At 31.6% G+C, this 25,434-nt stretch carries 28 protein-coding genes; 16 read left to right on the top strand and 12 right to left on the bottom strand.

Annotated features, from left to right (window positions below; all coding sequences use genetic code 11):
- Positions 1–133 precede the first annotated feature (133 nt).
- Positions 134–997 (bottom strand): peptide chain release factor N(5)-glutamine methyltransferase, encoded by an 864-nt coding sequence (gene prmC, locus BUC03_RS10390; protein ID WP_073151431.1) that lies wholly within the window; start codon positions 995–997, stop codon positions 134–136.
- A 56-nt stretch (positions 998–1,053) separates the two neighbouring features.
- Positions 1,054–1,542, bottom strand: coding sequence for a GNAT family N-acetyltransferase (locus tag BUC03_RS10385; protein ID WP_073151428.1), 489 nt, complete (start codon positions 1,540–1,542; stop codon positions 1,054–1,056).
- A gap of 75 nt (positions 1,543–1,617) precedes the next feature.
- On the opposite strand from BUC03_RS10385, the gene ribD reads away from it, so the two are divergent.
- From ribD to BUC03_RS10365, 4 genes are read left to right on the top strand one after another with little or no spacing between them, the layout of a single operon-like run.
- Complete coding sequence (gene ribD / locus BUC03_RS10380; RefSeq protein WP_073151425.1) at positions 1,618–2,673, top strand: bifunctional diaminohydroxyphosphoribosylaminopyrimidine deaminase/5-amino-6-(5-phosphoribosylamino)uracil reductase RibD; 1,056 nt, start codon at positions 1,618–1,620, stop codon at positions 2,671–2,673.
- Positions 2,670–3,278: an HAD family hydrolase gene (locus tag BUC03_RS10375; protein WP_073151422.1), complete on the top strand. Its 609-nt coding sequence runs from the start codon at positions 2,670–2,672 to the stop codon at positions 3,276–3,278. The genes ribD and BUC03_RS10375 overlap by 4 nt, the downstream gene beginning before the upstream one ends.
- Complete coding sequence (locus tag BUC03_RS10370) at positions 3,275–4,144, top strand: GRP family sugar transporter (RefSeq protein ID WP_073151419.1); 870 nt, start codon at positions 3,275–3,277, stop codon at positions 4,142–4,144. The genes BUC03_RS10375 and BUC03_RS10370 overlap by 4 nt, the downstream gene beginning before the upstream one ends.
- A 2-nt stretch (positions 4,145–4,146) precedes the next feature.
- Positions 4,147–4,758 (top strand): IMPACT family protein, encoded by a 612-nt coding sequence (locus BUC03_RS10365; RefSeq protein ID WP_073151417.1) that lies wholly within the window; start codon positions 4,147–4,149, stop codon positions 4,756–4,758.
- 146 nt (positions 4,759–4,904) lie between these two features.
- Here the strand turns inward: BUC03_RS10365 and BUC03_RS10360 are convergent, their stop codons facing one another.
- Positions 4,905–5,300 (bottom strand): acyl-CoA thioesterase, encoded by a 396-nt coding sequence (locus BUC03_RS10360; protein ID WP_073151415.1) that lies wholly within the window; start codon positions 5,298–5,300, stop codon positions 4,905–4,907.
- A 211-nt stretch (positions 5,301–5,511) separates the two neighbouring features.
- Here BUC03_RS10360 and dnaA point away from each other — a divergent pair, with 211 nt between their 5' ends.
- The 3 genes from dnaA to BUC03_RS10345 are packed head-to-tail and all read left to right on the top strand — an operon-like array spanning position 5,512 to position 8,194.
- Positions 5,512–6,939 carry a chromosomal replication initiator protein DnaA gene (gene dnaA / locus BUC03_RS10355; RefSeq protein ID WP_073151413.1) on the top strand — a complete coding sequence of 476 codons (1,428 nt, stop codon included), beginning with the start codon at positions 5,512–5,514 and terminating at the stop codon, positions 6,937–6,939.
- Positions 6,940–6,941: 2 nt separating this feature from the next.
- On the top strand, positions 6,942–7,406 hold the full coding sequence (locus BUC03_RS10350) for a low molecular weight protein-tyrosine-phosphatase (protein WP_073151412.1): 465 nt from the start codon (positions 6,942–6,944) through the stop codon (positions 7,404–7,406).
- Positions 7,407–7,456: 50 nt separating this feature from the next.
- Positions 7,457–8,194 carry an SAM-dependent methyltransferase gene (locus tag BUC03_RS10345; protein ID WP_394333510.1) on the top strand — a complete coding sequence of 246 codons (738 nt, stop codon included), beginning with the start codon at positions 7,457–7,459 and terminating at the stop codon, positions 8,192–8,194.
- Here the strand turns inward: BUC03_RS10345 and BUC03_RS10340 are convergent.
- Positions 8,172–8,849, bottom strand: coding sequence for a peptidoglycan-binding protein LysM (locus tag BUC03_RS10340; RefSeq protein WP_084112919.1), 678 nt, complete (start codon positions 8,847–8,849; stop codon positions 8,172–8,174). The two genes, BUC03_RS10345 and BUC03_RS10340, sit on opposite strands and share 23 nt — an antisense overlap.
- A gap of 415 nt (positions 8,850–9,264) precedes the next feature.
- Between BUC03_RS10340 and murQ the strand changes: the two genes are divergently transcribed.
- Positions 9,265–10,101 (top strand): N-acetylmuramic acid 6-phosphate etherase, encoded by an 837-nt coding sequence (gene murQ / locus BUC03_RS10335; RefSeq protein ID WP_073151407.1) that lies wholly within the window; start codon positions 9,265–9,267, stop codon positions 10,099–10,101.
- Positions 10,082–10,309 (top strand): DUF6095 family protein, encoded by a 228-nt coding sequence (locus BUC03_RS10330; RefSeq protein WP_317041165.1) that lies wholly within the window; start codon positions 10,082–10,084, stop codon positions 10,307–10,309. Before murQ ends, BUC03_RS10330 begins: the two co-directional genes overlap by 20 nt.
- A gap of 55 nt (positions 10,310–10,364) precedes the next feature.
- Here the strand turns inward: BUC03_RS10330 and BUC03_RS10325 are convergent, their stop codons facing one another.
- Positions 10,365–11,195 carry a M48 family metallopeptidase gene (locus BUC03_RS10325; protein ID WP_084112903.1) on the bottom strand — a complete coding sequence of 277 codons (831 nt, stop codon included), beginning with the start codon at positions 11,193–11,195 and terminating at the stop codon, positions 10,365–10,367.
- A 126-nt stretch (positions 11,196–11,321) separates the two neighbouring features.
- Here BUC03_RS10325 and msrB (BUC03_RS10320) point away from each other — a divergent pair, with 126 nt between their 5' ends.
- From msrB (BUC03_RS10320) to lpdA, 4 genes are all read left to right on the top strand, one after another.
- Positions 11,322–11,804: a peptide-methionine (R)-S-oxide reductase MsrB gene (gene msrB, locus BUC03_RS10320; protein WP_073151402.1), complete on the top strand. Its 483-nt coding sequence runs from the start codon at positions 11,322–11,324 to the stop codon at positions 11,802–11,804.
- Between the two features lie 4 nt (positions 11,805–11,808).
- Positions 11,809–12,201: a peptide-methionine (R)-S-oxide reductase MsrB gene (gene msrB, locus BUC03_RS10315; protein WP_073151399.1), complete on the top strand. Its 393-nt coding sequence runs from the start codon at positions 11,809–11,811 to the stop codon at positions 12,199–12,201.
- A gap of 9 nt (positions 12,202–12,210) precedes the next feature.
- Entirely contained in the window at positions 12,211–12,726 is a 516-nt protein-coding gene (locus BUC03_RS10310) for a hypothetical protein (RefSeq protein ID WP_073151396.1), read from the top strand.
- Between the two features lie 133 nt (positions 12,727–12,859).
- Positions 12,860–14,251: a dihydrolipoyl dehydrogenase gene (lpdA, locus tag BUC03_RS10305; protein WP_073151393.1), complete on the top strand. Its 1,392-nt coding sequence runs from the start codon at positions 12,860–12,862 to the stop codon at positions 14,249–14,251.
- Positions 14,252–14,514: 263 nt separating this feature from the next.
- On the opposite strand, the gene BUC03_RS10300 is transcribed toward lpdA, so the two are convergent.
- From BUC03_RS10300 to BUC03_RS10280, 5 genes are all read right to left on the bottom strand, one after another.
- Positions 14,515–15,231: a Dph6-related ATP pyrophosphatase gene (locus tag BUC03_RS10300; RefSeq protein WP_073151391.1), complete on the bottom strand. Its 717-nt coding sequence runs from the start codon at positions 15,229–15,231 to the stop codon at positions 14,515–14,517.
- Entirely contained in the window at positions 15,224–15,652 is a 429-nt protein-coding gene (gene aroQ, locus BUC03_RS10295) for a type II 3-dehydroquinate dehydratase (RefSeq protein ID WP_073151388.1), read from the bottom strand. The genes BUC03_RS10300 and aroQ overlap by 8 nt, the downstream gene beginning before the upstream one ends.
- A gap of 9 nt (positions 15,653–15,661) precedes the next feature.
- On the bottom strand, positions 15,662–16,159 hold the full coding sequence (locus BUC03_RS10290) for an outer membrane beta-barrel protein (RefSeq protein ID WP_073151385.1): 498 nt from the start codon (positions 16,157–16,159) through the stop codon (positions 15,662–15,664).
- A 135-nt stretch (positions 16,160–16,294) separates the two neighbouring features.
- The gene (locus BUC03_RS10285) at positions 16,295–16,927 is read right to left on the bottom strand and encodes a porin family protein (RefSeq protein ID WP_073151382.1); all 633 of its coding nucleotides are present in this window, start codon (positions 16,925–16,927) and stop codon (positions 16,295–16,297) included.
- Positions 16,928–17,130: 203 nt separating this feature from the next.
- Positions 17,131–17,748: a porin family protein gene (locus BUC03_RS10280; RefSeq protein WP_073151379.1), complete on the bottom strand. Its 618-nt coding sequence runs from the start codon at positions 17,746–17,748 to the stop codon at positions 17,131–17,133.
- A 110-nt stretch (positions 17,749–17,858) separates the two neighbouring features.
- On the opposite strand from BUC03_RS10280, the gene xerD reads away from it, so the two are divergent.
- Both xerD and BUC03_RS10270 read left to right on the top strand, forming a co-directional pair.
- Entirely contained in the window at positions 17,859–18,755 is an 897-nt protein-coding gene (gene xerD, locus BUC03_RS10275; protein ID WP_073151376.1) for a site-specific tyrosine recombinase XerD, read from the top strand.
- A 179-nt stretch (positions 18,756–18,934) separates the two neighbouring features.
- Positions 18,935–19,885, top strand: coding sequence for an aldo/keto reductase (locus tag BUC03_RS10270; RefSeq protein WP_073151373.1), 951 nt, complete (start codon positions 18,935–18,937; stop codon positions 19,883–19,885).
- Between the two features lie 134 nt (positions 19,886–20,019).
- On the opposite strand, the gene BUC03_RS10265 is transcribed toward BUC03_RS10270, so the two are convergent.
- Entirely contained in the window at positions 20,020–21,480 is a 1,461-nt protein-coding gene (locus BUC03_RS10265; RefSeq protein WP_073151784.1) for an aminoacyl-histidine dipeptidase, read from the bottom strand.
- A gap of 169 nt (positions 21,481–21,649) precedes the next feature.
- Here BUC03_RS10265 and BUC03_RS10260 point away from each other — a divergent pair, with 169 nt between their 5' ends.
- On the top strand, positions 21,650–22,720 hold the full coding sequence (locus BUC03_RS10260) for a DUF3810 domain-containing protein (protein WP_073151370.1): 1,071 nt from the start codon (positions 21,650–21,652) through the stop codon (positions 22,718–22,720).
- Between the two features lie 19 nt (positions 22,721–22,739).
- Here the strand turns inward: BUC03_RS10260 and BUC03_RS10255 are convergent, their stop codons facing one another.
- The gene (locus BUC03_RS10255) at positions 22,740–25,376 is read right to left on the bottom strand and encodes a carboxypeptidase-like regulatory domain-containing protein (protein ID WP_159432713.1); all 2,637 of its coding nucleotides are present in this window, start codon (positions 25,374–25,376) and stop codon (positions 22,740–22,742) included.
- Positions 25,377–25,434: the final 58 nt, after the last annotated feature.

Here is a 25,434-nt window from a genome sequence, read left to right as displayed (position 1 = left end):
TAAAGCTTTCAAATTTTGCTTTCAGAGAATCTTCAAGATATAATCAAAAAACTAATGAGATTCTGAAATAAATTCAGAATAACGAATCTTCTATTGTTATTTTAAAAAAACAAATAACGTGATAAAATCCTTATTAAAAGGAAGCTTTACACATTCTAAATTTACCAAATATATCTTTTTTTAACTCGATATGTTGGTAACCAATTTCTTCTAACAAAGATACCATTTCTTCAGGTAAATATTCGTTGATTTCAAAATACAAAACACCATTTTTGGTTAGTGCATTTTTAGCCAACCTAGCTATTTTACGATAGAAAATTAACGGATTATTATCTTCTACAAACAATGCTAATTCTGGTTCAAAATCGAGTACATTTTGATGCATTTGCTCTTTCTCTAACTCACGAACATAAGGCGGATTAGACACAATCACCTCATACTTTTCAGGTAAACTCTCTGCTTGTAAAATATCTTGCTGAATAAATTTTACCTCTACTTGATTTAAGGCTGAATTATTTTGTGCTATTTGTAAAGCTTCTTTAGAAACATCTATAGAACTTACTTTTGCCTGCGGAAGTTCTTTTGCTAAACTTATAGGTATGCAACCACTCCCAGTACCTATATCTAAAATAGAAATTTTAGCGGTGTTTGTTTCTTGTTTTCTCGCCGCTACATCTTCAATAATCCAAGCTACTAACTCTTCTGTTTCTGGACGCGGAATTAATGTATATTGATTCACCTGAAAAGGATACCCGAAAAACTCTGTTTCTTCTAAAATATACTGTATAGGTTCTTGCTGAAATAATCGCTGTAATGCTTTTTCAAACTGCTGAAGTTGCTCCGAATTGATTTCGAAATCTGGCTCCAATGCTAACTGAATTCTAGTTTTCTCTAAATAAGCTTCGGTTAATAAATAGAAAAAAGACTCTACTTCCGTTTCTGGAAATAGAGAAAGTAATTTTTCGTAAAATTTAGCTTTGTATGTTTTTAGTTTCAAAATCTCTTTTAATTTATACTTTCGTTATGTTGAATTTGCTTCAGTATCGTATCCTGCTAATTTAATTCTTTCAGCATCCAAACATCGCAAGAATAATGACCTGTACTTCCCATACGGCAATCAATTTCTTTGAACCCTGTACGTTTATATAATTTTTGCGCCGCCTTCATATACGGTAAAGTCTCTAAATAGCATTGAGTAAAACCTTGCTCTTTGGCAAATTCTAAACAAATTTTCATCATTTTACTCCCTAAACCTCTGCCTCTTGCTTTTGCAGAAAAATACATTTTTTGCAATTCGCATACATTTTCTTTTTCTCCTTCTAAATGAGCAATACCTGCACTATCAATAATTTCTCCGTCTTCTTCTACTACAAAATATGTTGCTCTTTTTTGTTGATACGCCTCAAACATAGTTTCTAGCGTTTTATCTTCATAAGCTGTACCAACTTTTGGTGCTCCCATTTCTACCAAAACCTCTCGTATCATTTGTGCTACCACTTGATTATCTTTTGGTTGAATAGGACGAATTATTAGCTTCTTCATTGTAAATTTTTCATGCTATTTTTGACTAACAAAGGTCGCAATTATTTTAAGATTTTTACTTAGAAAAACAAGGAAGTGAAAAAACACGAATTCTATTTACAGCGTTGCATTCAATTGGCAAAAAATGCTACCGGAAACACCTACCCTAACCCATTGGTTGGTAGTGTTATTGTGTATCAAGATCAAATTATTGGGGAAGGCTGGCACCAGAAAGCAGGAGAACCTCATGCAGAAGTTAATGCAGTTAATTCTGTTAAAGATAAAAGCTTATTAAAAAAAGCTACTATTTATGTGAGTTTAGAACCTTGTTCTCATTTTGGTAAAACACCACCTTGTAGCGATTTAATAATTGCTAATAAAATAAAGCGCGTGGTTATTGGTACTATGGATCCGTTTGCAAAAGTGCAAGGCCGTGGTATACAAAAATTAATTAGTGCAGGCTGTGATGTGGTTTTAGGCGTTTTAGAAGAAGATTGCAAAGAATTAAACAAACGCTTTTTTACTTTTCATAAACACCAAAGGCCTTACATTATTTTAAAATGGGCACAATCTAAAGACGGTTTTATTGCCCCTGCTACTCAAGAAAATCGAGAGCCAGTTTGGATTACCAATTCTCACTCTAAACAATTGGTACATAAATGGCGTAGTGAAGAACAAAGTATTCTGGTAGGCACGCAAACTGCCGTTAAAGACAACCCAAAACTAAATACTAGACTTTGGGAAGGTAAAAGTCCGGTTCGCGTGGTTTTAGACAGAAATTTACGTATTCCGCAAGACTCTCATTTATTTGATAATACGATTAAAACTATCGTGATAACCGACTTAAAGACCGATATCCCTCCCGCCTTAAAAAAAGAAAATATTTATGTAGAAGAGGTTGATTTTAGCTTAAATCTTGCCAAAGAAGTTTGTAAAATACTTTACCAACACGAGTTGCAATCGGTTATTATTGAAGGTGGTAAACAAACTTTACAAACTTTTATTGATGCTAACCTCTGGGATGAGGCTCGTGTATTTACTGGAGATTGTTTATTTAAAAATGGGATTAAAGCGCCTAGCTTAGTTGGAGAGCATCCACAAAAAGAGAAAGTTAACACCGATTTATTAGAAATTTATAAAAATAAAAAATGATCAAAACGCTTTTATTCGACTTTGGAGATGTGTTTATAAATCTAGACAAAGCAGCTACATTTAGAGAATTAAAGAAATTAGGTTTAGAAGATTTTTCTTCGGGAATGATGGAGCAAAACCAACTCTACGAGATGGGAAAAATTTCTTCGGAAGAATTTGTGAATTTCTATATCTCTAAAATTCCTGAAAGTAATTCAAAAAAGTTAATAATTGCTTGGAATTCTATTTTACTCGACTTCCCACAACATCGGCTAGAATTTCTTCAGCAATTAAAAGAAGAAAATAAATATCAGCTTATTTTACTAAGCAATACTAACGATTTACACATTTCTTGGATTAAAGAAAATGTCTCTTTTTTTACTGAGTTTAAATCTTGCTTCGATGCTTTTTACCTTTCTCACGAAATAAACTTTAGAAAACCAAATGCAGATATTTATGAGTTTGTATTAGAAAAACACCAACTTCAACCTAATGAAGTTTTGTTTATCGACGACACTCAAGAAAATACCGAAGCGGCAAAAAGCTTAGGAATACACACTTGGAACATCGATCCCAATACAGAAGACGTTGTTGATTTATTCAGTACTAAATCTGAGCTCTTTTGATTTTTCTCCTGCTAAGCATACTATCTTCTTCGGCAATTTACGTGGTATTTAAACTGCTAGATAAGTTTCGAGTAAATTCTCTTTACGCTATTGTGGTTAACTATTTTACCGCTTGCGTAGCTGGTTATTTAGGTTTTGAAAGAGACTTTAGTATTAACGACACCCTAGCACAAAATTGGATTTTTGGCGCCATCTTATTAGGGGTATTATTTATTGTTGTTTTCAATTTAATGGCAATAACCACGCAAAAAAGCGGACTTTCTGTAGTTTCTGTTGCTAGTAAAATGAGTGTTGCGCTTCCTATTTTGTTCGTTATATTTTATTATAATGAACCAACTGGTTTGCTTAAAATCTTCGGTATTGTTCTAGCGCTCATCGCCGTTTACCTTTCTTCAGTAAAAAAAAAAAAGGGAATTCAATTAGAAAAAAATACGCTTATTTATCCGCTATTAGTTTTTTTAGGAAGCGGAGTTATAGAGACGCTTATCAAATTTTTAGAACAAAATTATGTCGCTAAAGAAGATGTAGCCTTATTTTCTGCTTCTATTTTTGTTTGCGCTGCTACAATAGGTTGTGTTGCGGCAGTAATTCAATTTAACAAAACAAAAATTAAATTTACTTATAAAGAAATTATAGGCGGTATTGCTTTAGGTATACCTAATTACTATTCTGTTTACTTTTTTATTCTTGCATTACGCGGAGATATGCCTAGCACTACAGTATTTATATTAAACAATGTAGCTATAGTTTTACTTTCTACATTTATAGGCATTCTTTTATTTAAAGAAAAATTACTTAGAAAAAACTGGATAGGTATTGCATTAGCCATAGTAAGTATTATTTTAGTGGCATTCACAACCCGATAATTTTGGAAGCAGCAGATCTTTATAAAACCATTTTTACACCTAGCGAAGAAGTCTTATTTAAAGATAAAGGCAGTAAATTTTTTGGTTACGCTTTTCCTGTAAAAAATGAAGAAGAAATTAATTCTGTTTTAGAAGAAATAAAAAACAAACACCACAAAGCAAGGCATTGGTGTTATGCTTGGCAATTGGGTAAACGTTACGACCACTATCGTGCAAATGATGATGGAGAACCCTCTAACTCTGCCGGAATGCCAATTTACGGGCAACTACAATCTTTTGAGGTTACAAACATTCTAGTAGTTGTAGTTCGTTATTTTGGCGGCGTTAAACTAGGTGTTGGTGGTTTAATCAACGCTTACAGAACTACTGCTCAAATGGCTTTAGAAGCTTCAGTAATAAAAACCAAAACCATTAATGCAGAATATAAAATTACTTGCCAATATCCAGATATGAATAAAGTAATGCGAGTAATTAAAGAGAAAAGTCTAAATGTAACCAACCAGGTTTTAGAATTAGATTGCCAAATTTTTATCTCTGTAAGAGAAAATGAAGCTGAAAATATCTTTGATAAGTTTGAAGGTATTTACGGAGTTAAAATTGAAGAAGTAGAATAAGTTAGAAGAATTTTAATTTTGAATTGAATGAAAATTTTACAGCTTCAATATTCTTATAAAATTATCCTCTAAAATTTCTAGTGATGAGATGCTGAATCGAGTTCAGCATGACGAACGAATAATTTTCAAATTCAACTTCAAAAAAATTAAAATCCAATAGCTTTTAAAATATGAGGAGGACATTTTATAGGCTTCTTAGTTGTTGCCTCCATAAACACCAAAGTAGTTTCTGCAATTGTTAATAACTCTTCTCCCCTGTATATTTTATAAGTAAATTTAATTCTAATGTCAGGCTCTTCTTTAAGAGTAGTTACAATTGTTAAACGATCATCAAAATGAGCAGGACGCTTATATTTAAAATTCATTTCATAAACAGGCAACATAACTCCATCATCTTCCATAGACTTATAAGAAACCCCAAACTGCTCCATCCACTCAATTCGCGCTAATTCAAGGTATTGCGCATAGTTACCGTGGTGCACTACACCCATTTGATCTGTCTCGGCGTATCTTACTCTAATAATAGTTGAAAATGATTTCATATAATTTAACAGCTTTTAATGGATTAGATTTTGTAAGTTTATAAAGAATTTAAGTATGAGAAAAAAAAAGAATAAATTCAATACCTATTGGGTTTTTTTTTTACTTTTTTTGTTCACATATTTGTTCTTCCAAAATGAAAAACACTTATTATTTTTAAGTATCTCATTTTCACTTTTATACTGAATTAACAATAAAATTTATATTAAAATTATGGGTAAAACTGCTGAATCAGTTTGGGAAAGTTGTCTGTCTTTTATACAAGATAATATTACTCCCCAAGCCTATAAAACTTGGTTTGAACCAATAAAAGCAGTAAAGCTCACGGATAATGCGTTGAGTATACAAGTACCGTCTAAGTTTTTTTATGAATGGTTAGAAGAGCACTATGTAAAATTGTTAAAGGTTTCTTTAACTAAAGAACTAGGAGATCACGCAAAATTAGTGTATGTTATCAAGATGGAAAACACTTACGGTAACAAACAACCTTTTACAGAAAAAATACCTAGTTCTCAAAGAAGTAATGTTTCTTCTCAAGAAGTTGACGTACCGTTAAAAGGTAAAAGTCCAGAGTTAAAAAACCCATTTATTATTCCTGGAATAAGAAATGTAAAAATAGATTCTCAACTAAATCCAAATTATAGTTTTGATAACTTTTTAGAAGGAGACTCTAACCGTTTAGCAAGATCTGCTGGTTTAGCAGTATCTAATAGACCAGGAGGTACTTCATTTAATCCATTATTAGTATTTGGTGGTGTAGGTTTAGGTAAAACTCACTTAGCACACGCTATAGGGGTAGAAATAAAAGATAAATATCCAGAAAAAACTGTTTTATACATATCTGCAGAGAAATTTACGCAACAATATATTGAATCTGTAAAGAAAAATAATAGGAACGATTTTATTCATTTCTACCAAATTATAGATGTTCTAATTGTAGATGATATTCAATTACTATCTGGTAAAGCTGGTACACAAGATGTATTTTTCCACATCTTTAACCACTTACACCAAAATGGTAAACAAGTAATTCTTACTAGTGATAAAGCTCCAGTAGACATGCAAGATATTGAGCAACGCTTATTATCTCGTTTTAAATGGGGACTTTCGGCAGAGTTACAACATCCTGATTTTGAAACTAGAATTTCAATCATCAAAAATAAACTCTACCGTGATGGGGTAGAAATGCCAGAAGAGATTATAGAATATTTAGCTAACAATATCAAAACTAATATTAGAGAATTAGAGGGTGCTATTATTTCTTTAATTGCTCACTCTTCTTTCAATAAAAAAGATATCACGTTAGATTTAGCTAAAAAAATTGTTGAAAACTACGTTAAAAATACCAAGAAAGAAGTTTCTATAGAGTACATACAAAAAGTTGTAAGTGATTATTTCCAGATGGATGTAGAAACTCTACAATCTAAAACTAGAAAACGTCATATTGTACAAGCTAGACAATTAGCCATGTTTTTTGCTAAAAAACTAACCAAGGCTTCTTTAGCAAGTATAGGTACGCAAATAGGTAAACGTGACCACGCAACCGTACTTCACGCTTGTAAAACAGTAAACAATTTATCTACTACAGATAAACAGTTTAAGAAATTTGTAGAAGATTTAAATAAAAAATTGACTCTATAATCATGAAAACAAAGGTGTTAATGGTTTGTTTAGGTAATATTTGCCGATCACCATTGGCAGAAGGTCTTCTAAAATCTAAAGTTAATCTTCAAAATGTTACTGTAGATTCTGCAGGTACAGGTAATTACCATGTAGGTGACACCCCAGACCCTAGATCTATTGCAGTGGCTCAAAAAAAAGGAATAGATATTAGCGCACAGCGCGGTAGACAGTTTACGCAAAAAGATTTTCAAGAGTTTGATTTTATTTATGTGATGGACAATTCTAATTACAGAAATGTAATAGAACTAGCTTCTAATGAAGAAGAAAAGAAAAAAGTATCTTTAATTTTAGATAAAATTTTCCCTAACGAAGAAGCTTCTGTTCCAGACCCATACACAGGAGGCTATCATGGTTTTGAAAACGTATACCATATGCTAGATGAAGCTACAGATATTATAGCTAAAGAACTAGAACTTGCTGAATAACTTTTTTACTTAATTTAGTTAAAGAATTAAGTAACACTAAAATTGAATTTATGGCAGAACAAATGCAACACACATTTAAACCAGGAAAACTATATTTAATACCTAATAGTCTTGGAGGTTCTGCACCATTAGAAGTTTTACCCTTAAGCATTACTAAGAAAATTGAAGAAATAGATTTTTTTATTGTTGAAAATGAAAAAACAGCTAGAAAATTTATCAAGCAAGTTGTACCTAGTAAACCTCAGCCTTCTTTACATTTTGAAATTATAAATAAATATACCAAACCAGAAGATTTACCAGAATTTTTAAATCCTTGTTTAGAAGGTAAAGATATAGGTGTAATTAGTGAAGCTGGTTGCCCAGGTATTGCAGACCCTGGTGCAGATGTAGTAAAAATTGCACATTCTAAAAATATTAGAGTAATACCTTTAGTTGGCCCTTCTTCTATCTTTCTTACATTGATGAGCAGTGGTTTAAATGGTCAAAATTTTGCATTTCACGGTTACCTACCTATAGATAAATCTGAAAGAAAAGGTGAGATAAAAAGATTAGAAAGAATTTCTTTAGAGCAAAACCAAGCACAAATTTTTATTGAAACTCCTTATAGAAATCAAAAATTTTTAGAAGACTTATTACAAAACCTAAATCCTAATACCACTTTATGTATTGGTTGTGAGGTTACTCTATCTTCAGAATTTATTCTTACAAGAACTGTAAGAGAATGGAAAAAGATAAAAATTGATCTTCAAAAAAGACCTACTATTTTTATTTTTCAGAAAGAGCAGTAAAGTAGCTATTTAATTTTGGAGCAACTGCTTTGGCTTTTCTATTAGGCTCTACAAAAGAAGTATCATAGCCTTGAAATCTTTTTAAGTAGTATTTTATACTTGTTCCAAAAGCATCTGAAAAAACTTCTGTACCTCCACTTCTTAAAAATTTCTTTACACTACCAGGCCCTGCTAAATGAGCTGCAGCTAAAATACCAGATTCTGTTATTTTAACTCCAGATATATTTTTACCAACATACCTTTTTATATCTTTTCTTAAAATCCATTTATTTCTAGAAGCATTAGCATAAAAAGCTGCTTCTTGTAATGGCGGGTTATTTAAAAAATCTTTTGTATCGTAAATACCAATTAATTGAAGAGTACCTCTCCCAAATTGATACTTCCCTAAATAACCAAATTGATTAATCACTTCATAATCACCTCCAGATTCTTTAAAAGCTATTGCTTCTTTAAACCCAAGATAACTTTTTTTAAGAACAGGATAAATTACTTCATCCATTAACAAACTATCTTTAGACTTTACGCTATAGTATTCCGGTAAATTATCAGTAGTTACACTAGCAATAATTGCTTCATCTTTATTAGAAAATCCACTTAATAAAAAGATTCCTATAAAAACCGGCACGGCTAATATTTTCGTAAAAACTCTTCTCAATACACTTGTTTTAAAAGACACTTTCTAAAGAAAGCTTTTGCCTTTAAATTCGCGGGGGCAAAGATACGCTATTATTTAATACGCAAACAAATTAAGTGTTAAAAAACACATAACACTTAAAACACTGTTAATCAATGCTTAATATTTTACACAAGTGTTGTTTTTACTAGGATTAAAAGAGTATCACGAAAAGAAAAACTCTAAAAACGACATTAATTAGAATATTTTTTTAGCTAAAATTTATGATTTTAAATAAAAAATCGTCTTTAAAAAGTAATTTTTTTATTTTATTTATACTTGTTTTTATCACCTGTAAAATAGGTGGTATAAACTTTATTAAATCAATTGAATAAGAAGTGGTAGTAAAGGTAATTTCAATAACTTTGTGAAAATTGAATGAAATAACTTGCTTTATATGAAAGATGGCTTCGTTAAAACCACAGAACAATCTTCTCTTTACAATCATTTAGAAAAAATGGAGATTTCTGAGCTTTTAAAACATATTAATACAGAAGATCAAAAAGTAGCTATAGCCGTAGAAAAAGAATTAGATAAAATAGAACAACTTACTTTAAAAATTACCCAACAGCTACAAACTGGAGGAAGACTTTTTTATATTGGTGCAGGTACAAGTGGCAGATTGGGTATTTTAGATGCTAGCGAGTGCCCTCCCACCTTTGGGGTTTCTCCAGATTTAGTAATTGGGATTATAGCTGGCGGAGATCACGCCATTAAAAATGCAGTTGAAAATGCAGAAGATCACGAGTTACAAGGTTGGGAAGATTTAAAAAAACATCACATTACTAATAAAGATATTGTGGTTGGTATTGCTGCATCTGGCACTACTCCTTATGTTATAAAGGCACTTGAAAAATGTAATGCAGAAAGTATACCTACAGGCTGTATTACTTGCAATCAAAACAGCCCATTAGCTAGTGTAGCCCAATTCCCTGTTGAAGTGGTAGTAGGTCCAGAGTTTGTAACAGGAAGTTCTAGAATGAAAGCTGGTACCGCTCAAAAAATGGTTCTTAATATGTTAACCACGAGTACTATGGTTAAATTAGGAAGAGTTAAGGGAAATAAAATGGTTGATATGCAATTGAGCAATAATAAATTAGTTTTAAGAGGAATTAAAATGATACAAGAAGCTACGCAAGTAGAAGAAAATGTAGCAAAAGAAGCCTTAAGCAAATTTAAAAATGTTCGATTGGCTATTCAATATATAAAAGATAATGATGACAAAAAGAACTAACAAAGAAGTTTTAGGCAAAGGGATAAGGTTTTTAGCAGCAGCTCTATTATTTATATTTACAGGACCATCAATCTTGTATTCTGCTTTTCACAATAAAGAACACCCATTATATATTGCGGTACTTATTTTAGGTATAGTTGTGTGCGGAGTGGCTATTTTTTTAGTTTTTAAAGGCATTAGTACATTAATGAAAGCTCTTTTTGATTAACAAAAAAGCCCTCTAAAATTTTAGAGGGCTTTTTCAATTTACACGTTACACATATTTAATTTTTAAATGTAGTTACACCAAATTTTTGCGCTTCTGCTCTAGCTTCATCTGCCCAAGATTCAAGATTGTTAATTCTTGTATCGTTAGAAGGGTGAGTACTCATAAACTCTGGAGTAGATTGCCCGCCACTATTAGCTTTCATTCTTCTCCATAAATCTGCAGCTTCATCTGGGTCATAACCAGCAATAGCCATTATATTTAATCCTATCTTATCTGCTTCTGTTTCGTGACTTCTACTAAAAGGTAATAAAACCCCAACCTGAGAACCTATACCGTAAGCTGTATTAAAATATCCTGCAGTTTGTTCATCTACACCTGCTGCCTGTGCTCCTATTGCCGTTGCTGCTGCTCCAACTTGCTGTAATTGAGTAGCACTCATACGTTGTTGACCGTGATTAGCCAATGCATGAGCAACCTCATGCCCCATCACAACTGCTAAACCTGCTTCATCTTGTGTAATAGGTAAAATACCTGTATAAACTACAATTTTACCACCTGGCATACACCACGCATTTACAGTTTCATCTTGTACTAAATTATATTCCCATCTATAATCTTCTAGGTATCCTTGATAACCATTGGCATTTAACCAACGTTCTGCTGCTGTAGCTATTTTTTGACCAACATTTTTCACCATTATAGCATCTGCAGATCCTGTAACTACCTTATTTTCATTTAAAAATTGGTCATACTGCTCAAAAGCCATTGGTAATATTTCAGAATTAGGTACTAAAGCCAAGGTTTTTTTACCCGTAAATGGATTTTTAGTGCAAGCTTGAAACGCTAATACCGCTCCTAGAAGCACTATAAGTTTGTTAATTTTCATAATTTAAGATTGTTTGGTGCATAAAATTACAAAATTGAGTGTTTCAAAAAATTAAATTTATAATCGCTTTAACAATTCAGTATTTTTAAAATGGCATAAACTTTGTAGTTTTATAAAAAAATAAATATGAAAAATACCCTGTACCTATTGCTAATAGCTTGTTTTTCCTTAGTTAGTTGCCAAGGAAATGCTCAAAAAAAAACAAAAAAAGAACAGTTTAAGGTTCAAAAAACTGACGCTGAATGGGAAAAAGAACTTACTGCTGAAGAATATTACATTTTAAGAAAAGCAGGAACAGAAAGACCATATTCTAGTAAATTAAATAAAATTAAAGAACCAGGAACTTTTGTGTGTGCAGCTTGTGAACACCCACTGTACAAAACAAAATATAAGTTTGATAGTGGTACCGGATGGCCTAGTTTTGATAGACCTATTGAAGACGGAATTTTTTACTCTACAGATAATAAATTAGGTTACACTAGAGATGAAGTTCTTTGCGCAAACTGCGGAGGCCACTTAGGGCATGTTTTTAATGACGGACCTACAGAAACTGGAAAAAGATATTGCATGAATGGTGATGCTATGCATTTTATAGCCGCTAAACAATAATAGCATGAAAAAATACAGCATAGAGAAATCTGACCTAGAATGGAAAGAAAAATTAACCGAAGATCAATATAGAATATTAAGACTAAAAGGAACCGAAGCTCCACATACAGGAAAATACAACCTCCACTTTGAAAATGGAAAATATAAATGTGCAGGATGCGGTAATCTACTTTTTGAAAGCGAAGCTAAATTTAAAAGTAATTGCGGCTGGCCTAGTTTTGATGAATCTGTAGAAGGAAGTATTGAGTATATAAAAGATACTAGCTTTGGTATGATTAGAACAGAAATTTTATGTAGTAATTGTGGCGGACATATTGGACATGTTTTTGATGATGGCCCAACAGAAACCGGACAACGTTACTGCGTTAACTCTGCAAGTATAGAATTTAACCAATAAACATAAATTATGAAAAAATTATCCATTTTAGTATTACTATTTATAGCAATAATCGGCTTAAGTAGCTGTGAAGGTGATCAAGGAGAACCAGGTATAAACATATTAGGTTCTACTGCAGAATTTACAGTAGATTTTAATAATAGTAATGAATTTTATTATGAATTTGCAGATGATGGAATTGAAGTTTTTGAATCTGATGCGGTCTTAGTTTACAGATCTGAAGAATACATAGACGATAGTTCTGGACCTATAGATGTTTGGAAACAAATGCCACAAACCGTATATTTTGATAATGGAGATCAATTAGTTTACAACTTTGACCATACTTTTTTTGATGTTAGAATATTTTTAGATGGAGACATAGATTTAAATACTATCTCTACAGAATATTACCAAAATCAATTATTTAGAGTGGTAGTAGTCCCTTCAGATTTTGCTAATGACCCTAACAATAATTTAGAAACCTACAGTGATTTATTAAATGAAATTAACCAACAAGGTTACCAAATAGAACAAATCAACTAACAATAACGTCATTACTTTGTTATTAATAACAATACCCATAGTTAAAAGTAGTACTTAAATAAGTCTATACTTTTGGTTATGGGTATTATTGTTTAAATTCGCAATTCTAAATTCAGCTAAAAATAAAAATGATATGAGTAAATATGATATTATAGTTTTAGGTAGTGGTCCAGGAGGTTATGTAACTGCCATTCGTGCTTCTCAACTAGGTTTTAAAACTGCCGTTGTAGAAAAAGAAAATCTAGGTGGTGTATGTTTAAACTGGGGTTGTATACCTACTAAAGCATTATTAAAAAGTGCAGAGGTATTTAACTACTTAAATCACGCTGAAGATTACGGACTTAAAGCAGACAACGTAGATAAAGATTTTGACGCTGTTATAAAAAGAAGCCGTGATGTAGCTAACGGAATGAGCAAAGGTGTTCAATTTTTAATGAAAAAAAATAAAATTGACGTTATTAATGGTTATGGTACACTAAAAGCTGGTAAAAAAATTAGCGTTAAAGATAGCGACGGAAATACAAAAGACTACGAAGCAGATCATATTATCGTTGCAACAGGAGCCAAATCTAGAGCTCTTCCTAATTTACCACAAGATGGTAAAAAAGTGATAGGTTACCGTGAAGCTATGACTTTAAAAGAACAGCCTAAAAAAATGATTGTAGTAGGTTCTGGTGCAATTGGAGTAGAGTTTGCTCACTTTTACAACTCTATGGGTACAGAAGTAACTATTGTAGAGTTTTTACCAAATTTAGTTCCATTAGAAGATGAAGAAGTTTCTAAGCAATTTGAAAAATCTTTCAAAAAATCTGGAATTAAAGTAATGACTAACTCTTCTGTAGAAAGTGTAGATACTTCTGGAGAAGGCGTAAAAGCTACTGTTAAAACTAAAAAAGGAGAAGAAATTCTTGAAGCAGATATTGTACTTTCTGCTGTTGGTATTAAAACAAATATAGAAAATATAGGTCTAGAAGATTTAAATATTAAAACAGACAGAGATAAAATTGTAGTGAACGAATGGTACCAAACTAATGTACCAGGAGTTTATGCAATTGGTGATGTTGTTGCAGGTCCTGCTCTTGCTCACGTTGCTTCTGCTGAAGGTATTATCTGTGTGGAAAAAATTAAAGGAATGAAGGTAGAAGCATTAGACTATGGTAACATCCCTGGTTGTACATACGCTTCTCCAGAAATTGCTAGTGTTGGTTTAACAGAAAAACAAGCTAAAGAACAAGGTTACGAGATTAAAGTTGGTAAATTCCCTTTCTCTGCCTCTGGTAAAGCAAGTGCTTCTGGTAAAAAAGATGGTTTTGTAAAAGTAATTTACGATGCTAAATACGGAGAATGGTTAGGTTGCCATATGATTGGTGCCGGAGTAACAGATATGATTGCAGAAGCTGTTCTTGGTAGAAAACTAGAAACTACAGGACACGAAGTTTTAAAAGCTGTTCACCCTCACCCAACTATGAGTGAAGCTGTGATGGAAGCTACTGCTGCTGCTTATGATGAAGTAATTCACTTATAAGTTTTTTATAAAGTATAAAACAAAAAAATCCTGAAGCTAAGCTTCAGGATTTTTTGCTCATAAATCTTTGATAATACACTTTATAAAATATATTGATTAGCCGTCATCCTGAACTTGATTCAGGATCTCAGCCTCAATAATTTGTTTACAATATAGTATGAGATTCCAGATCAAGTCTGGAATGATGAGAGAATGAATAATTACAATTTAAAAGAATCTATAAAAACGTGAAATTTTCTCTCCTAACTTTATTCGATAGCGCTTTATTTCAGTTTCAAATCTACATACCAAAATTTATGATCCCAAGATTGTGATTCTTGGTAACAATCATCTTCGTTTGATGGGGTATAATCCCGAAGTACTTTTTCTCCTATTTCAAATTCGATAGGAAAAGAAAATAAAGGTCCATCAAAAACAAAGGTGTGAAATTCTCCATTTTCACCACAAGCATCTACATTTTCTGGTAAATCATTTAAAAATTCAGCATCTACAATTCTTCCGCAGAAAGACTCGTCTAAGTAATTTGCATTTACACAAACTACAATTGCTTTATAACCTAGATTAATAAATTCTTCAACAAGACTTTTGGTGTCTTTTTTCCATAACGGAAATACTGGAGTTACTCCTACTTTTTGCAGTTCATTTTCTCGATAAGTTTTTAAGTCTTCTAAAAAAATATCTCCAAAAACGGTATGGGTAAATTTTTCTTCTTTTAATAGAGAAACATGCCTCTGCATAGTTTGGTTATATACTTGCATAGAAACATCTCCATCAAGCGGAATTTGATGCAATGGTAATTGTAAACTCTCTGCCTGCTTCTCTAGTAATGAAATTGGTAAACCGTGCATAGAAACCCGGTTATAATCAGAATTTACTGTAGTCACTAATTTTTCAACAGAAAAATTGGAAGAAGATTGAAGGTGATGTAGAGCTAACATAGCATCTTTACCACTACTCCAATTTAAATAAGTTTTATTCATCTTTTAAATCTATAAAACTTAATATAGCAAGTTCATAACTTTTTAATCCAAAGCCAGTGATTACACCCTTAGCATTAGCTGCAATATAAGATTGATGTCTAAAACTTTCTCTTGCTGCAGTATTTGAGATATGTACTTCTACCACAGGAATGTTAATAGCTTTTACAGCATCTGCAATTGCTACAGAAGTATGCGTATATGCTGCTGCATTTAAAACTACACCATCAAAATGTAATCGAGCTTCGTGTAATTTATCTATAATCTCCCCTTCGTGGTTAGATTGGTAATGAGACAACTCTACTTCTCGTAATTTAAATTGAAGAGATGTAAAGTAATCTTCAAAAGTTTGACCACCGTATACGTTAGGTTCTCGCTCTCCTAAAAGATTTAAATTGGGGCCATTAACTATAAGTATTTTCATAACTTTATTTTATAAACCTATAGATAAGCCTACCATAAAGGTGTTAAAATCTGCAGATGAAAAAGTTTCGTCGTTTTGAGCTATTTTAAATCCGTAACGAGCATTTATGTATATGTTATGAAAAATATCATAACCTACACCTACCGTTAAATCTAAACCTAACTGATCTTTAAATTCTAAGTCATTATCTCCTTTAAAAAGGTAAGTAGCTTGTGGTCCTGCTTGAAGATTTAAATCTGAATGTGCTACATAATATTTTAATACTACTGGTAAATAAAGAAGGTTTTGATCTTCTATATTACCATATAATAATTCTGGTTGTACCTTTAAAGAATTGGTTAAAGATATTTCTGAATATAAACCTGCATAGAAACCAGAATTTCCTTCATCTGCATCATTAGCAGTAACGTTTAAATATCCACCAGTAATACCTACTTCTATTTCTCCCTGAGAAAAAGCAGACTGGATAGTCACAAATACGAAGGCTATAAATAGTATTTTTTTCATAAGAATAATTATATAGTACATCTACAAACTTACTAAATAACTTAAAAATTTAGACTATTAAATTGTAAATAGATATATTGAAAATAAAAAAGCGAAGACATTTGCCTTCGCTTTTTTATTTTACATTTTGATTACTTAAAACTTATAACCAATAGACAATTGGAAAACATTGTTTATTTCTGAATAGTCATCTGACTCTTCTTCTATATCAATTAATCCAAAATTATATCTTGCACCTGCAAAAAGCCCCATATCAAACTCATAGCTAACACCTAGATTTGCTGCAAAATCAATCGTAGAATATTGATCTTTTACATCTATTTCATCACTATAGCTACCTGATTCTCCAGATACTGAAGCTTCTACTTCTCCTTTAGCATTAATTAAAAAGCCAATTTGAGGACCTACCTCAACGGCTAAATTATCAACAACTTCATACTTAAACATAAAAGGTACATTGATATAATCTAGTTTTAATTTTGCTTCTGAAGAAACACTATTTAATCCATCAGTATAAACTAGATTTAATTGAGCGCCTTGCATAGAATATAAAAGTTCTGGTTGAAAAGTTATTTTCTCTGATAAAGGAATTTCTACAAAACCTCCAACATGAAATCCAACTCTACTATCTAAATCATAATCATCTGAAGCATCTCCTCCAAGTGTAGCTACATTTAAACCTCCTTTTACTCCAAATTCAATTTCTTGTGCTTTTACGGAACTAATCCCCAAAAAAGCTACTGCCGCAATAAGTAATAATTTTTTCATAATATATAATTGTTTGATTTGTTTGAGCGGCAAATATATATACACTTTCTAAAATAAATTTATTTTTTTTAACAAAAATTATACACGTTAAATAACTACTTAAAAGACAATATTTTAGTTTATAATATTTAATAATTCTAAAAAAAAGCCAACTTATAAAAGTTGGCTTTTAATGCTAATTGGTTAGTTAAGTGTGTTTTTATTTAAAACATAAAACCTATTCCTGCTTGAAATACGGAGTTATGTATATCATAATCTTTAATTAATTGAGAAAAACCATAATTATATCTTCCTTGAATAAAGAAACCATTATCAAATTTATACTCTAATCCTGCAGCCAAGCTTATATCTATATCTTCGGTTTCACTGTAATCTTCTAAATCTATATCCCCTGCATCATCATTAGGTTGATAGTCTATTTCTTCGTTAATTTTAAATCCAATTTGTGGTCCGGCTTGTACACTTAAGCCTTCTACTAAATAAATTTTAGCTAATACAGGTATTTGAATATAGTCTAATTGATATTCAACATTTCCGTCGTTATCTAAAAAATTATCTTGATTAGATTGGTCTATATCAAAACCTTGCCCTGAGTAAAGTACCTCTGGCTGAATTGAAAATCGTTCTGTAAACGGAATTTCTGCTACAAATCCTGCATTAAAGCTTGTACGTGAATTTGGACCTTCAAAATCATCTCCTGTAACATTAGAAAAGTTTACACCTCCTTTTACCCCTACTTGCACTAAATCTGAATCTGCTTGAGCATTTACTCCTAAGATTGTCATTAATCCAAAAATTGAACTTAAAATTACTTTTTTCATAACTATTGTTTTTTGTTTGATACAAATGTAAGGGCTCAATTCACAAAAGATTCTCAACCAAAAATTAAAATAGACTTAAATAATGGCTCAATTTTATTTACTTTTAACAAGTGAAATGGCAGCAAGCACTTACAGATTACCAACATTACCTTCGCATAGAGAGAGGGTTATCTAGCAATTCTATAGAAAATTATAGTTTTGATATTGTTAAACTGATGCAACACCTAGAAGAGCATCAAATTAAAATATCTCCCTTAACTATTACTGAAGAAAAAATTCAGGAGTTTATTTATCAAGTTTCTAAAACAATGAGTGCTCGCTCACAATCTAGAATTATTTCTGGATTACGTAGTTTTTTTGATTACTTAGTTTTTGAAGATTATAGAAAAGACAATCCTTTAGAATTAATAGAGTCTCCTAAAATTGGAAGAAAATTACCCGACACTCTTTCTACAGAAGAAATAGATTTATTAATTGATGCTATAGATTTAAGCCACGCACAAGGTGAGCGCAACCGCACTATATTAGAAACTCTATATAGTTGCGGACTTCGAGTATCTGAATTAATTACACTAAAGCTTTCTGATCTTTATTTTGAAGAAGGTTTTATTAGAGTCTCTGGTAAAGGAGACAAACAACGTTTGGTACCAATTAGCCCGCTAACTATTAAATACATTAATTTATATATAAACCATACAAGAGCACATTTACCTATACAAAAAGATTTTGAAGATACTTTGTTTTTAAACCGAAGAGGTAAACAGCTCACGCGCGCAATGATTTTTACTATTGTGAAACAAACTGCCGAAAAAGCCGGCATAAAAAAGAAAATAAGTCCGCATACGTTTCGGCACTCTTTTGCAACGCATTTGTTAGAAAACGGAGCCGATTTACGAAGCATTCAGCAAATGTTAGGGCATGAAAGTATAATTACTACAGAAATTTATATGCATTTAGACCGTACTCATCTTAAAGAAGTTTTAGAAAAATTTCATCCTAGAAAGTAATTTTATTTTGTCACTTTTTCTATTTCTGAATTATCTAGAAATAGCTTCTAAATCTTAATTAAATCAAAATTCAATTTTTATATAAATCTCTAAATAAATTTTGCTTATTAAAGTATTGCTAAAATTCTTAAAATGCTTTACTAGTTGCTAGGTATCTCCTATCTTGAAAACAAAAAAACATGAGAACTTTAGAATTTAAAAACGGAGATAAAATGCCAGCAGTTGGTTTAGGTACTTGGAAGTCTGAACCAAAAAAGGTAGAAAATGCCGTAGAACACGCATTAAAAAACGGATATAGACATATTGATTGTGCAGCCATTTACGGTAATGAAAATGAGGTGGGTAATGCTTTTCAAAAAGTATTTAGTAACGGAAATGTAAAACGTGAAGACGTTTGGGTTACTTCTAAACTATGGAATAATGCACACAAAAAAGAAGATGTTATTCCTGCATTGAAGCAAACATTAAAAGATTTACAGTTAGATTACCTCGATCTTTATTTAATGCACTGGCCAGTAGCTTTTAGTCCAGAGGTTACCTTCCCAGAGAAAGACGAAGAATTTTTATCTTTAGAAGAAGTCCCTTTACATGAAACTTGGGAAGCTTTATTAGAAGCTAAAAAGCAAGGCTTAGTAAAACACGTTGGGGTTTCTAATTTTAGTACAAAGAAATTAGAAGATTTAAGAGAAAAAACTTCTGAAATGCCAGAAATGAATCAAGTAGAATTGCACCCTTATTTACAACAAAACGATTTAATAGAATATTGTAGCAAACACGGAATAAATCTTACTGGTTATTCACCTTTAGGTAGTGGAGACAGAACAGATGCTATGAAAGCAGATGATGAGCCTATTTTATTAGAGAATGAAGTGATTAATAAAATAGCAAAAAAACACAATGCAACTCCAGCACAAATATTGATTAAATGGGCAGAGTTAAGAGGTACAGCGGTAATACCAAAATCTACAAATGAAGGCAGAATTGAACAAAATTTGCAAAGTGTAGGTTACCAATTAGAAGAAGAAGACTTGCAAGAAATTGCCAAACTCGATAAACATTATCGTTACGTAAAAGGAAATCCTCAATTTGTTACCGAAGGTAACTCTTATGATAATATTTTTGATGAATAGTTAATTAGTATAAAGTAGTAAAACTTATAAATAAAAAACTCCCGAAGGATTTCTTCGGGAGTTTTTTTTGCGTCAAGCTAAACTTGTTTAAGTATGTTGAATCTTCAATTTTAGCATCTCATCAAGTTAGTTTATTATTTCTTCGGAATATTTTGAAGTACTTCTTTTAAAAACTTCCAGAATTTTTGGGTTGAAGAAATACTTGCTCTTTCATCTGGAGAATGCGCTCCTCTAATAGTTGGCCCAAAAGAAATCATATCCATTTTTGGGTAATGGCTACCAATAATACCACATTCTAAGCCAGCGTGACAAGCAGCTACATTTGCTTTCTCTCCAGTTTGCTTTTCATACAAATTATCTAATACTTTTAGTATTGCAGAGTCTGGGTTTGGCGCCCAACCTGGATAATCTCCACTAAATTTTACCTCAAAACCAGCTAACTCAAAACCACTACCTAAACTATAAGCCAAATCCCATTTACCAGATTCTACAGAAGATCTTGTTAAACAAGAAATTTGAACATTTCCGTTAGCTATGGTTACTTTTGCTACATTATTAGATGTTTCTACTAAATCATTAATATCAGGACTCATTCTAAATACCCCGTTATGCGTCGCATAAATTGCTTTTAAAACTTCTGCTTGTGCATTTTTTTCCATTACTTTTTCTGGAGTAGAAATTATCTCTGCCGTTATGCTCAAGTTTTTCTCTAAAGATTTATACTCAGTTTCAATGGCCGTTTTTATAGCTTCAAAAGCATCTTCAAAAGCAGCTTTATTTTCTTTAGAAACCACTATTGTTGCAACACTCTCTCTCGGAATTGCATTTCTAAGTCCGCCACCATTTACTTCCGCAATTTTAATATCTGCTTCTTTAAAAGTAGTGTACAAAATACGGTTCATTAATTTATTGGCATTACCAAGTCCTTTAATAATATCCATCCCTGAGTGACCACCGTTTAAGCCTTGAACTTTTATGCTAAGTGCCTCTACTTCTCCAGTAACACTTTCTTCTTCATAAGATTTTTTTGCGGTAATATCTATACCTCCCGCACAACCAATACCAATTTCATCGTCTTCTTCGGTATCTAAATTTAAAAGTATTTCTCCATCTAATACAGAATTGTCTAGGTTTTTGGCACCTGTCATCCCTGTTTCTTCATCAATGGTAAACAAAGCTTCAATTGCTGGGTGTGCAATATCTGTGCTTTCTAAAATAGCCATTGCTGCTGCTGCGCCTAAGCCATTATCTGCACCTAAAGTAGTACCTTTAGCACGCACCCAATCTCCATCTAAATACATATCAATACCTTGCGTAGCAAAATCAAAATCTGTATCGTTATTTTTTTGATGCACCATATCTAAATGAGACTGTAAAACCACTTTTTGGCGATCTTCTAATCCTGCAGTAGCTGGTTTTTTAATAATTACATTTCCAGCGCTATCTTCAATAGTTTCTAAACCTAAACTTTCACCAAAATCTTTCATAAAAGCAATTACTCTCTCTTCTTGTTTAGAAGGTCTTGGTACTGCATTTAAATCTGCAAATTTGTTCCAAACTGCCTTTGGCTCTAAATTTCTTATTTCTTGACTCATGAATTTTTTATTTTCAATTATAGTTGTCACTTCGAGCGGAGTCGAAAGGCCGTTAACAAAATGACTTCGACAAGCTCCGTATGACAAAATTTTCAATTTTCACAAAGGTATTGTTTCTGTTATCAACTATAAAATTTGTACCCATACAATTAGTTTGTATTTTTAGCTTGTGAAACAACGTAGCCATTTTATTCTCTCACTTTTATTACCATTACAAGTAGCTTTAGTTTCTATTGCTGCCAGATTTCCGCAGTTTATAGAAACTTATTACAGTAATGGTATTTATCCTCTCATTTCAAAATTAGAACGCTACGCTTTAGGTTGGCTACCTTTTAGTTTTGGAGATTTATTTTATACTGTACTAATATTTGGTTTAATACGTTGGATTTTTATACGGATTAAATCTAGATATAAAAAACCTAAACAGTGGATTTTAGAAGCTCTAGCCTCCCTTTCTATTATTTATTTTTGCTTTCACGCTTTTTGGGGATTAAATTACTACCGCCTACCATTACATCAATCTCTAGAAATTGAACACGAATACTCACAAGAGCAACTCATTTCTTTCACTAAAAAATTAGCCATAAAAGCAAATAAACTTCACTCTACTTTAGCTAAAGATGACACCTTAAAAGTTGACTTTCTTTTTAAAAATTCTGAAATAAGAAAAATTGCGATAGATGGATATAAAAATATAGAAGATGATTACCCTGAACTCACCTACCAAGCTAAGAGTGTAAAGCCTTCTTTATTCAGTATTCCTCTAACTTATATGGGATTTAATGGATATTTAAATCCGTTTACAGGAGAAGCGCAAGTTAATAATCAAATACCAAAATTTAAATTACCAAGTACTACCAGTCACGAAATGGGACACCAAATTGGTTTTGCTAAAGAAAATGAAGCCAACTTTATGGCGTGTTTAACCACGATGAACCATCCAAATCCGTATTTTAAATATGCGGGTTACACCTTTGCTTTAAAATATTGTTTGGGCGAAGTTTATGTAACCGACCCTTGTGAAGCAGAAAATATTATTGCTATGCTTAATTTAGGTATTAGAAAAAATTACTGGGAAGTACAGCACTTTTGGGCAGAACACGAAAACCCATTAGAACCATTTTTCAAAATTTTCTACGGTAGTTATCTAAAAGTTAATAACCAACCGCAAGGAATAAAAAGCTATAATTATGTAGTTGCCTTGCTGGTTAATTATTTTGAAGGAGAGCATCAATTGTAAAGGCTTTTGGGAAAATGTATTAAAGCTGATAGGTTACTTTTAATAGCAAAATTCTAGGCTGAAGTAGCGTTCTTTGGTCGCTAATTAAAAAATTAGAAGTACTATTATTTCTTTTAAAATTTACGTCAAAAATATTTGAGACTTCTACTCCAAACCCCCAAGCACTAGATTCTTGTTTATAACGCAAACTTGCATTCCCGATTTGAAACTCGCTAGATTCATTAGTATTTTGATTGATATAATAGGTATATTTATAATCGCTTTCTAATAAAAAATCTTTAAAAAACCGATATTTTATGGTTGCGCTGGGATTAAGTTGAGTAAACCGTGTTGCTTCTTGATCTTCCGAAGAAAAAACATTAAACGATTGTTGAAAAGCAATTTCTATGGTTGGAAAATTCTTCTTATAATATTTTCCTTTAGCAGAATATGAATAACTTTTAGATTTATAATCTAAGCGTTCTTCATTTACAAGTCTCGCATAATCATTTAAATAAACATTCCCGTTTACACTAAGAGTTAAATCAGATTTAAAACGTTTAGATATAGAAACATAACCTGAGTATGAATTTTCGGGCAAACTATTAAGAATACTTGTATTGATATAACTAATACCATCCAACTGCGTTGTTTCTCGAATACTTTGCTCTCTACCTAAATAACTTAAATTAATATTATAATTAATCTTACTGTAAAAATTGTAATTGCGATATGAGATATCTACATCATGATAAAGTTCATTTTCTAAATTTTCATTTCCTTGATAAATGCTATTAAAATTGGTTAATTGAAAACGATTTGCAAATTTTTCTGCATCGGCAAAAGTAGAGTTTAAACGATAGTCTAGTCTAAAACTCTCTACCTTGTTAATATCCCATTTCACCATGACTTCTGGTAAAAAAATCATTTTTTGATGATTCACAATTTCTGTATTAAATTGTTTTGCTTGCCAAGAATATAAATGTGTAAAAGCACCAAGGCGAGTAATCCATTTACCAAACATTGTTTTGTATTGAAAACCACCAAAAGCATCTATTAGTTTAAAATCTAATTGATTATTAAAACCAGCATCTTGAAAATTAATAAGGTTTTCGTTATCTAATTTTTGATATTCGAACGTATTAAAATCTTTTTTTAAATAATTAATCCCAGCGGTAGGGTAAAGATGATTCGTATTATTTAATATCCAATAATGTTTTGCATCTACTTGAAATAATTGTGAATAAGAAGAATTATCTTTTAGCAGGTTAATATCACCACTTTCTGTTTCTTCAATTGGGATAATTTCATTAAAAATTGGCTGATTAAATAACCAATCATAATTATTTTTCTTCTCATTATATTCAAAATTAGTATTGATACTTAACGTATGCTTATAAGAGAATTTTTTATTAATACTATTTACATTACTTAGAGAAAAAGAATTTATATCATTTACATCATTAAAAAAAATATTTTCATTGTTGGTGATAGAAACCGTTTGCTCTCTAGCTACAGCATCTGCATATTTTACAAGAAAATTGGTTTGTAAATCCCAGTCCTTTAAATTATCATAGCGTAACTTTACTTTTCCTAAAGAAAAAAATTGATCATTTTTTTCTTCATTCTCACGATATTCATCTTCTTGCTCTTGACTAATATAGTTAATCTCTTGGATAGTTTTACTCTCTGTAAATACATCTTTTACAATGACATAAGCATCTAACCGAAGGTATTTTGCTAAACGCTCTGACCAACTTGCAGCACCTAATTTATTTTTATTTGAAAATCCATTATTTCCGCTAAATAAACTAGCAGAAGGTTGAGTAGCAAATTTATTTTGTGTACCTCGAAGGGAGTAAAAACCCCCTTCAAAATCTATTAGATCTGAATAAGAAAACGCACTTTCTCCTGTATTATTAAGGTCTGCCAACACATTTATACTTCGGTTGGGGCTGTAATAAAATATATTGGGATTTACATAATAGCGTTCTTTAATACCACCACCAACTTCTGACTCGCCAAACATAAAATTCTTTTTTCCTTCTTTTAGTTTGATATTAAGAACCATTCGCTGACTATCGTCTAAGCCTTTTAGCATAGTAATTTCTGGGTTATTATCTAGTGCTTCTATTTCTTTTATGGCATCTGCCGGTATATTATTAACACCTAGTTTTGGGTCTCCTGTAAAAAACTCTTGCCCTTCAATCATGAGTTTTTTCACTTCCTTTCCGTTTACTTTTACATTACCCTCGCGGTCTACTTCTACACCAGGTAATTTTTTAAGAATATCTCTTAGTTTTCTTTCATCACCAGTTTTAAACTGATCTACTTTATACCGGATGGTATCTTCTTTTACCACTACAGCCATTTCTTGCTCTATAACAACCTCTTCTAGACTTTCGGTACGCTCAAAAAGCGTATAGTTTTTAGTCTCACTTTTAGTAATAATCACGGTATCAATTTGTTTACCAAAAGCTAAATGAGTAATTTTTAAGGTATAGTTTTTATTTGCTATTAAATCTAGTTTGTATTTCCCTTGCTGATTGGTAATAGAGAAAGTAGTTTGCAAAATTGAATCTTGAGGTGTAGCAATTACATTGGCATGCGCAATAGGGTTTTGCATACTGTCTTGTATAATACCTGAAAATTGAACTTCTTGCGCTTGTAAAGACACAACGAATAGAATATAAAATAAACCGAAGAAAAAATAAGTCTTCTTCGGTTTAATGAAA

Origin of the sequence: Mesonia phycicola (assembly GCF_900141885.1) — a bacterium.
GTDB lineage: Bacteria > Bacteroidota > Bacteroidia > Flavobacteriales > Flavobacteriaceae > Mesonia > Mesonia phycicola.
Note: the sequence above shows the minus strand (reverse complement) of the source record. Positions and strands in the feature narration are given on the sequence as shown.

What these genes read in the sequence shown, in the direction of transcription:
- BUC03_RS10385 (WP_073151428.1), bottom strand. Translation starts at nt 1,542, where the DNA reads ATGAAGAAGCTAATAATTCGTCCTATTCAACCAAAAGATAATCAAGTG.
- BUC03_RS10375 (WP_073151422.1), top strand. Translation starts at nt 2,670, where the DNA reads ATGATCAAAACGCTTTTATTCGACTTTGGAGATGTGTTTATAAATCTA.
- BUC03_RS10360 (WP_073151415.1), bottom strand. Translation starts at nt 5,300, where the DNA reads ATGAAATCATTTTCAACTATTATTAGAGTAAGATACGCCGAGACAGAT.
- dnaA (WP_073151413.1), top strand. Translation starts at nt 5,512, where the DNA reads ATGGGTAAAACTGCTGAATCAGTTTGGGAAAGTTGTCTGTCTTTTATA.
- BUC03_RS10350 (WP_073151412.1), top strand. Translation starts at nt 6,942, where the DNA reads ATGAAAACAAAGGTGTTAATGGTTTGTTTAGGTAATATTTGCCGATCA.
- BUC03_RS10345 (WP_394333510.1), top strand. Translation starts at nt 7,457, where the DNA reads ATGGCAGAACAAATGCAACACACATTTAAACCAGGAAAACTATATTTA.
- murQ (WP_073151407.1), top strand. Translation starts at nt 9,265, where the DNA reads ATGAAAGATGGCTTCGTTAAAACCACAGAACAATCTTCTCTTTACAAT.
- BUC03_RS10330 (WP_317041165.1), top strand. Translation starts at nt 10,082, where the DNA reads ATGATGACAAAAAGAACTAACAAAGAAGTTTTAGGCAAAGGGATAAGG.
- BUC03_RS10325 (WP_084112903.1), bottom strand. Translation starts at nt 11,195, where the DNA reads ATGAAAATTAACAAACTTATAGTGCTTCTAGGAGCGGTATTAGCGTTT.
- msrB (WP_073151402.1), top strand. Translation starts at nt 11,322, where the DNA reads ATGAAAAATACCCTGTACCTATTGCTAATAGCTTGTTTTTCCTTAGTT.
- msrB (WP_073151399.1), top strand. Translation starts at nt 11,809, where the DNA reads ATGAAAAAATACAGCATAGAGAAATCTGACCTAGAATGGAAAGAAAAA.
- BUC03_RS10310 (WP_073151396.1), top strand. Translation starts at nt 12,211, where the DNA reads ATGAAAAAATTATCCATTTTAGTATTACTATTTATAGCAATAATCGGC.
- lpdA (WP_073151393.1), top strand. Translation starts at nt 12,860, where the DNA reads ATGAGTAAATATGATATTATAGTTTTAGGTAGTGGTCCAGGAGGTTAT.
- BUC03_RS10300 (WP_073151391.1), bottom strand. Translation starts at nt 15,231, where the DNA reads ATGAATAAAACTTATTTAAATTGGAGTAGTGGTAAAGATGCTATGTTA.
- aroQ (WP_073151388.1), bottom strand. Translation starts at nt 15,652, where the DNA reads ATGAAAATACTTATAGTTAATGGCCCCAATTTAAATCTTTTAGGAGAG.
- BUC03_RS10290 (WP_073151385.1), bottom strand. Translation starts at nt 16,159, where the DNA reads ATGAAAAAAATACTATTTATAGCCTTCGTATTTGTGACTATCCAGTCT.
- BUC03_RS10285 (WP_073151382.1), bottom strand. Translation starts at nt 16,927, where the DNA reads ATGAAAAAATTATTACTTATTGCGGCAGTAGCTTTTTTGGGGATTAGT.
- BUC03_RS10280 (WP_073151379.1), bottom strand. Translation starts at nt 17,748, where the DNA reads ATGAAAAAAGTAATTTTAAGTTCAATTTTTGGATTAATGACAATCTTA.
- BUC03_RS10270 (WP_073151373.1), top strand. Translation starts at nt 18,935, where the DNA reads ATGAGAACTTTAGAATTTAAAAACGGAGATAAAATGCCAGCAGTTGGT.
- BUC03_RS10265 (WP_073151784.1), bottom strand. Translation starts at nt 21,480, where the DNA reads ATGAGTCAAGAAATAAGAAATTTAGAGCCAAAGGCAGTTTGGAACAAA.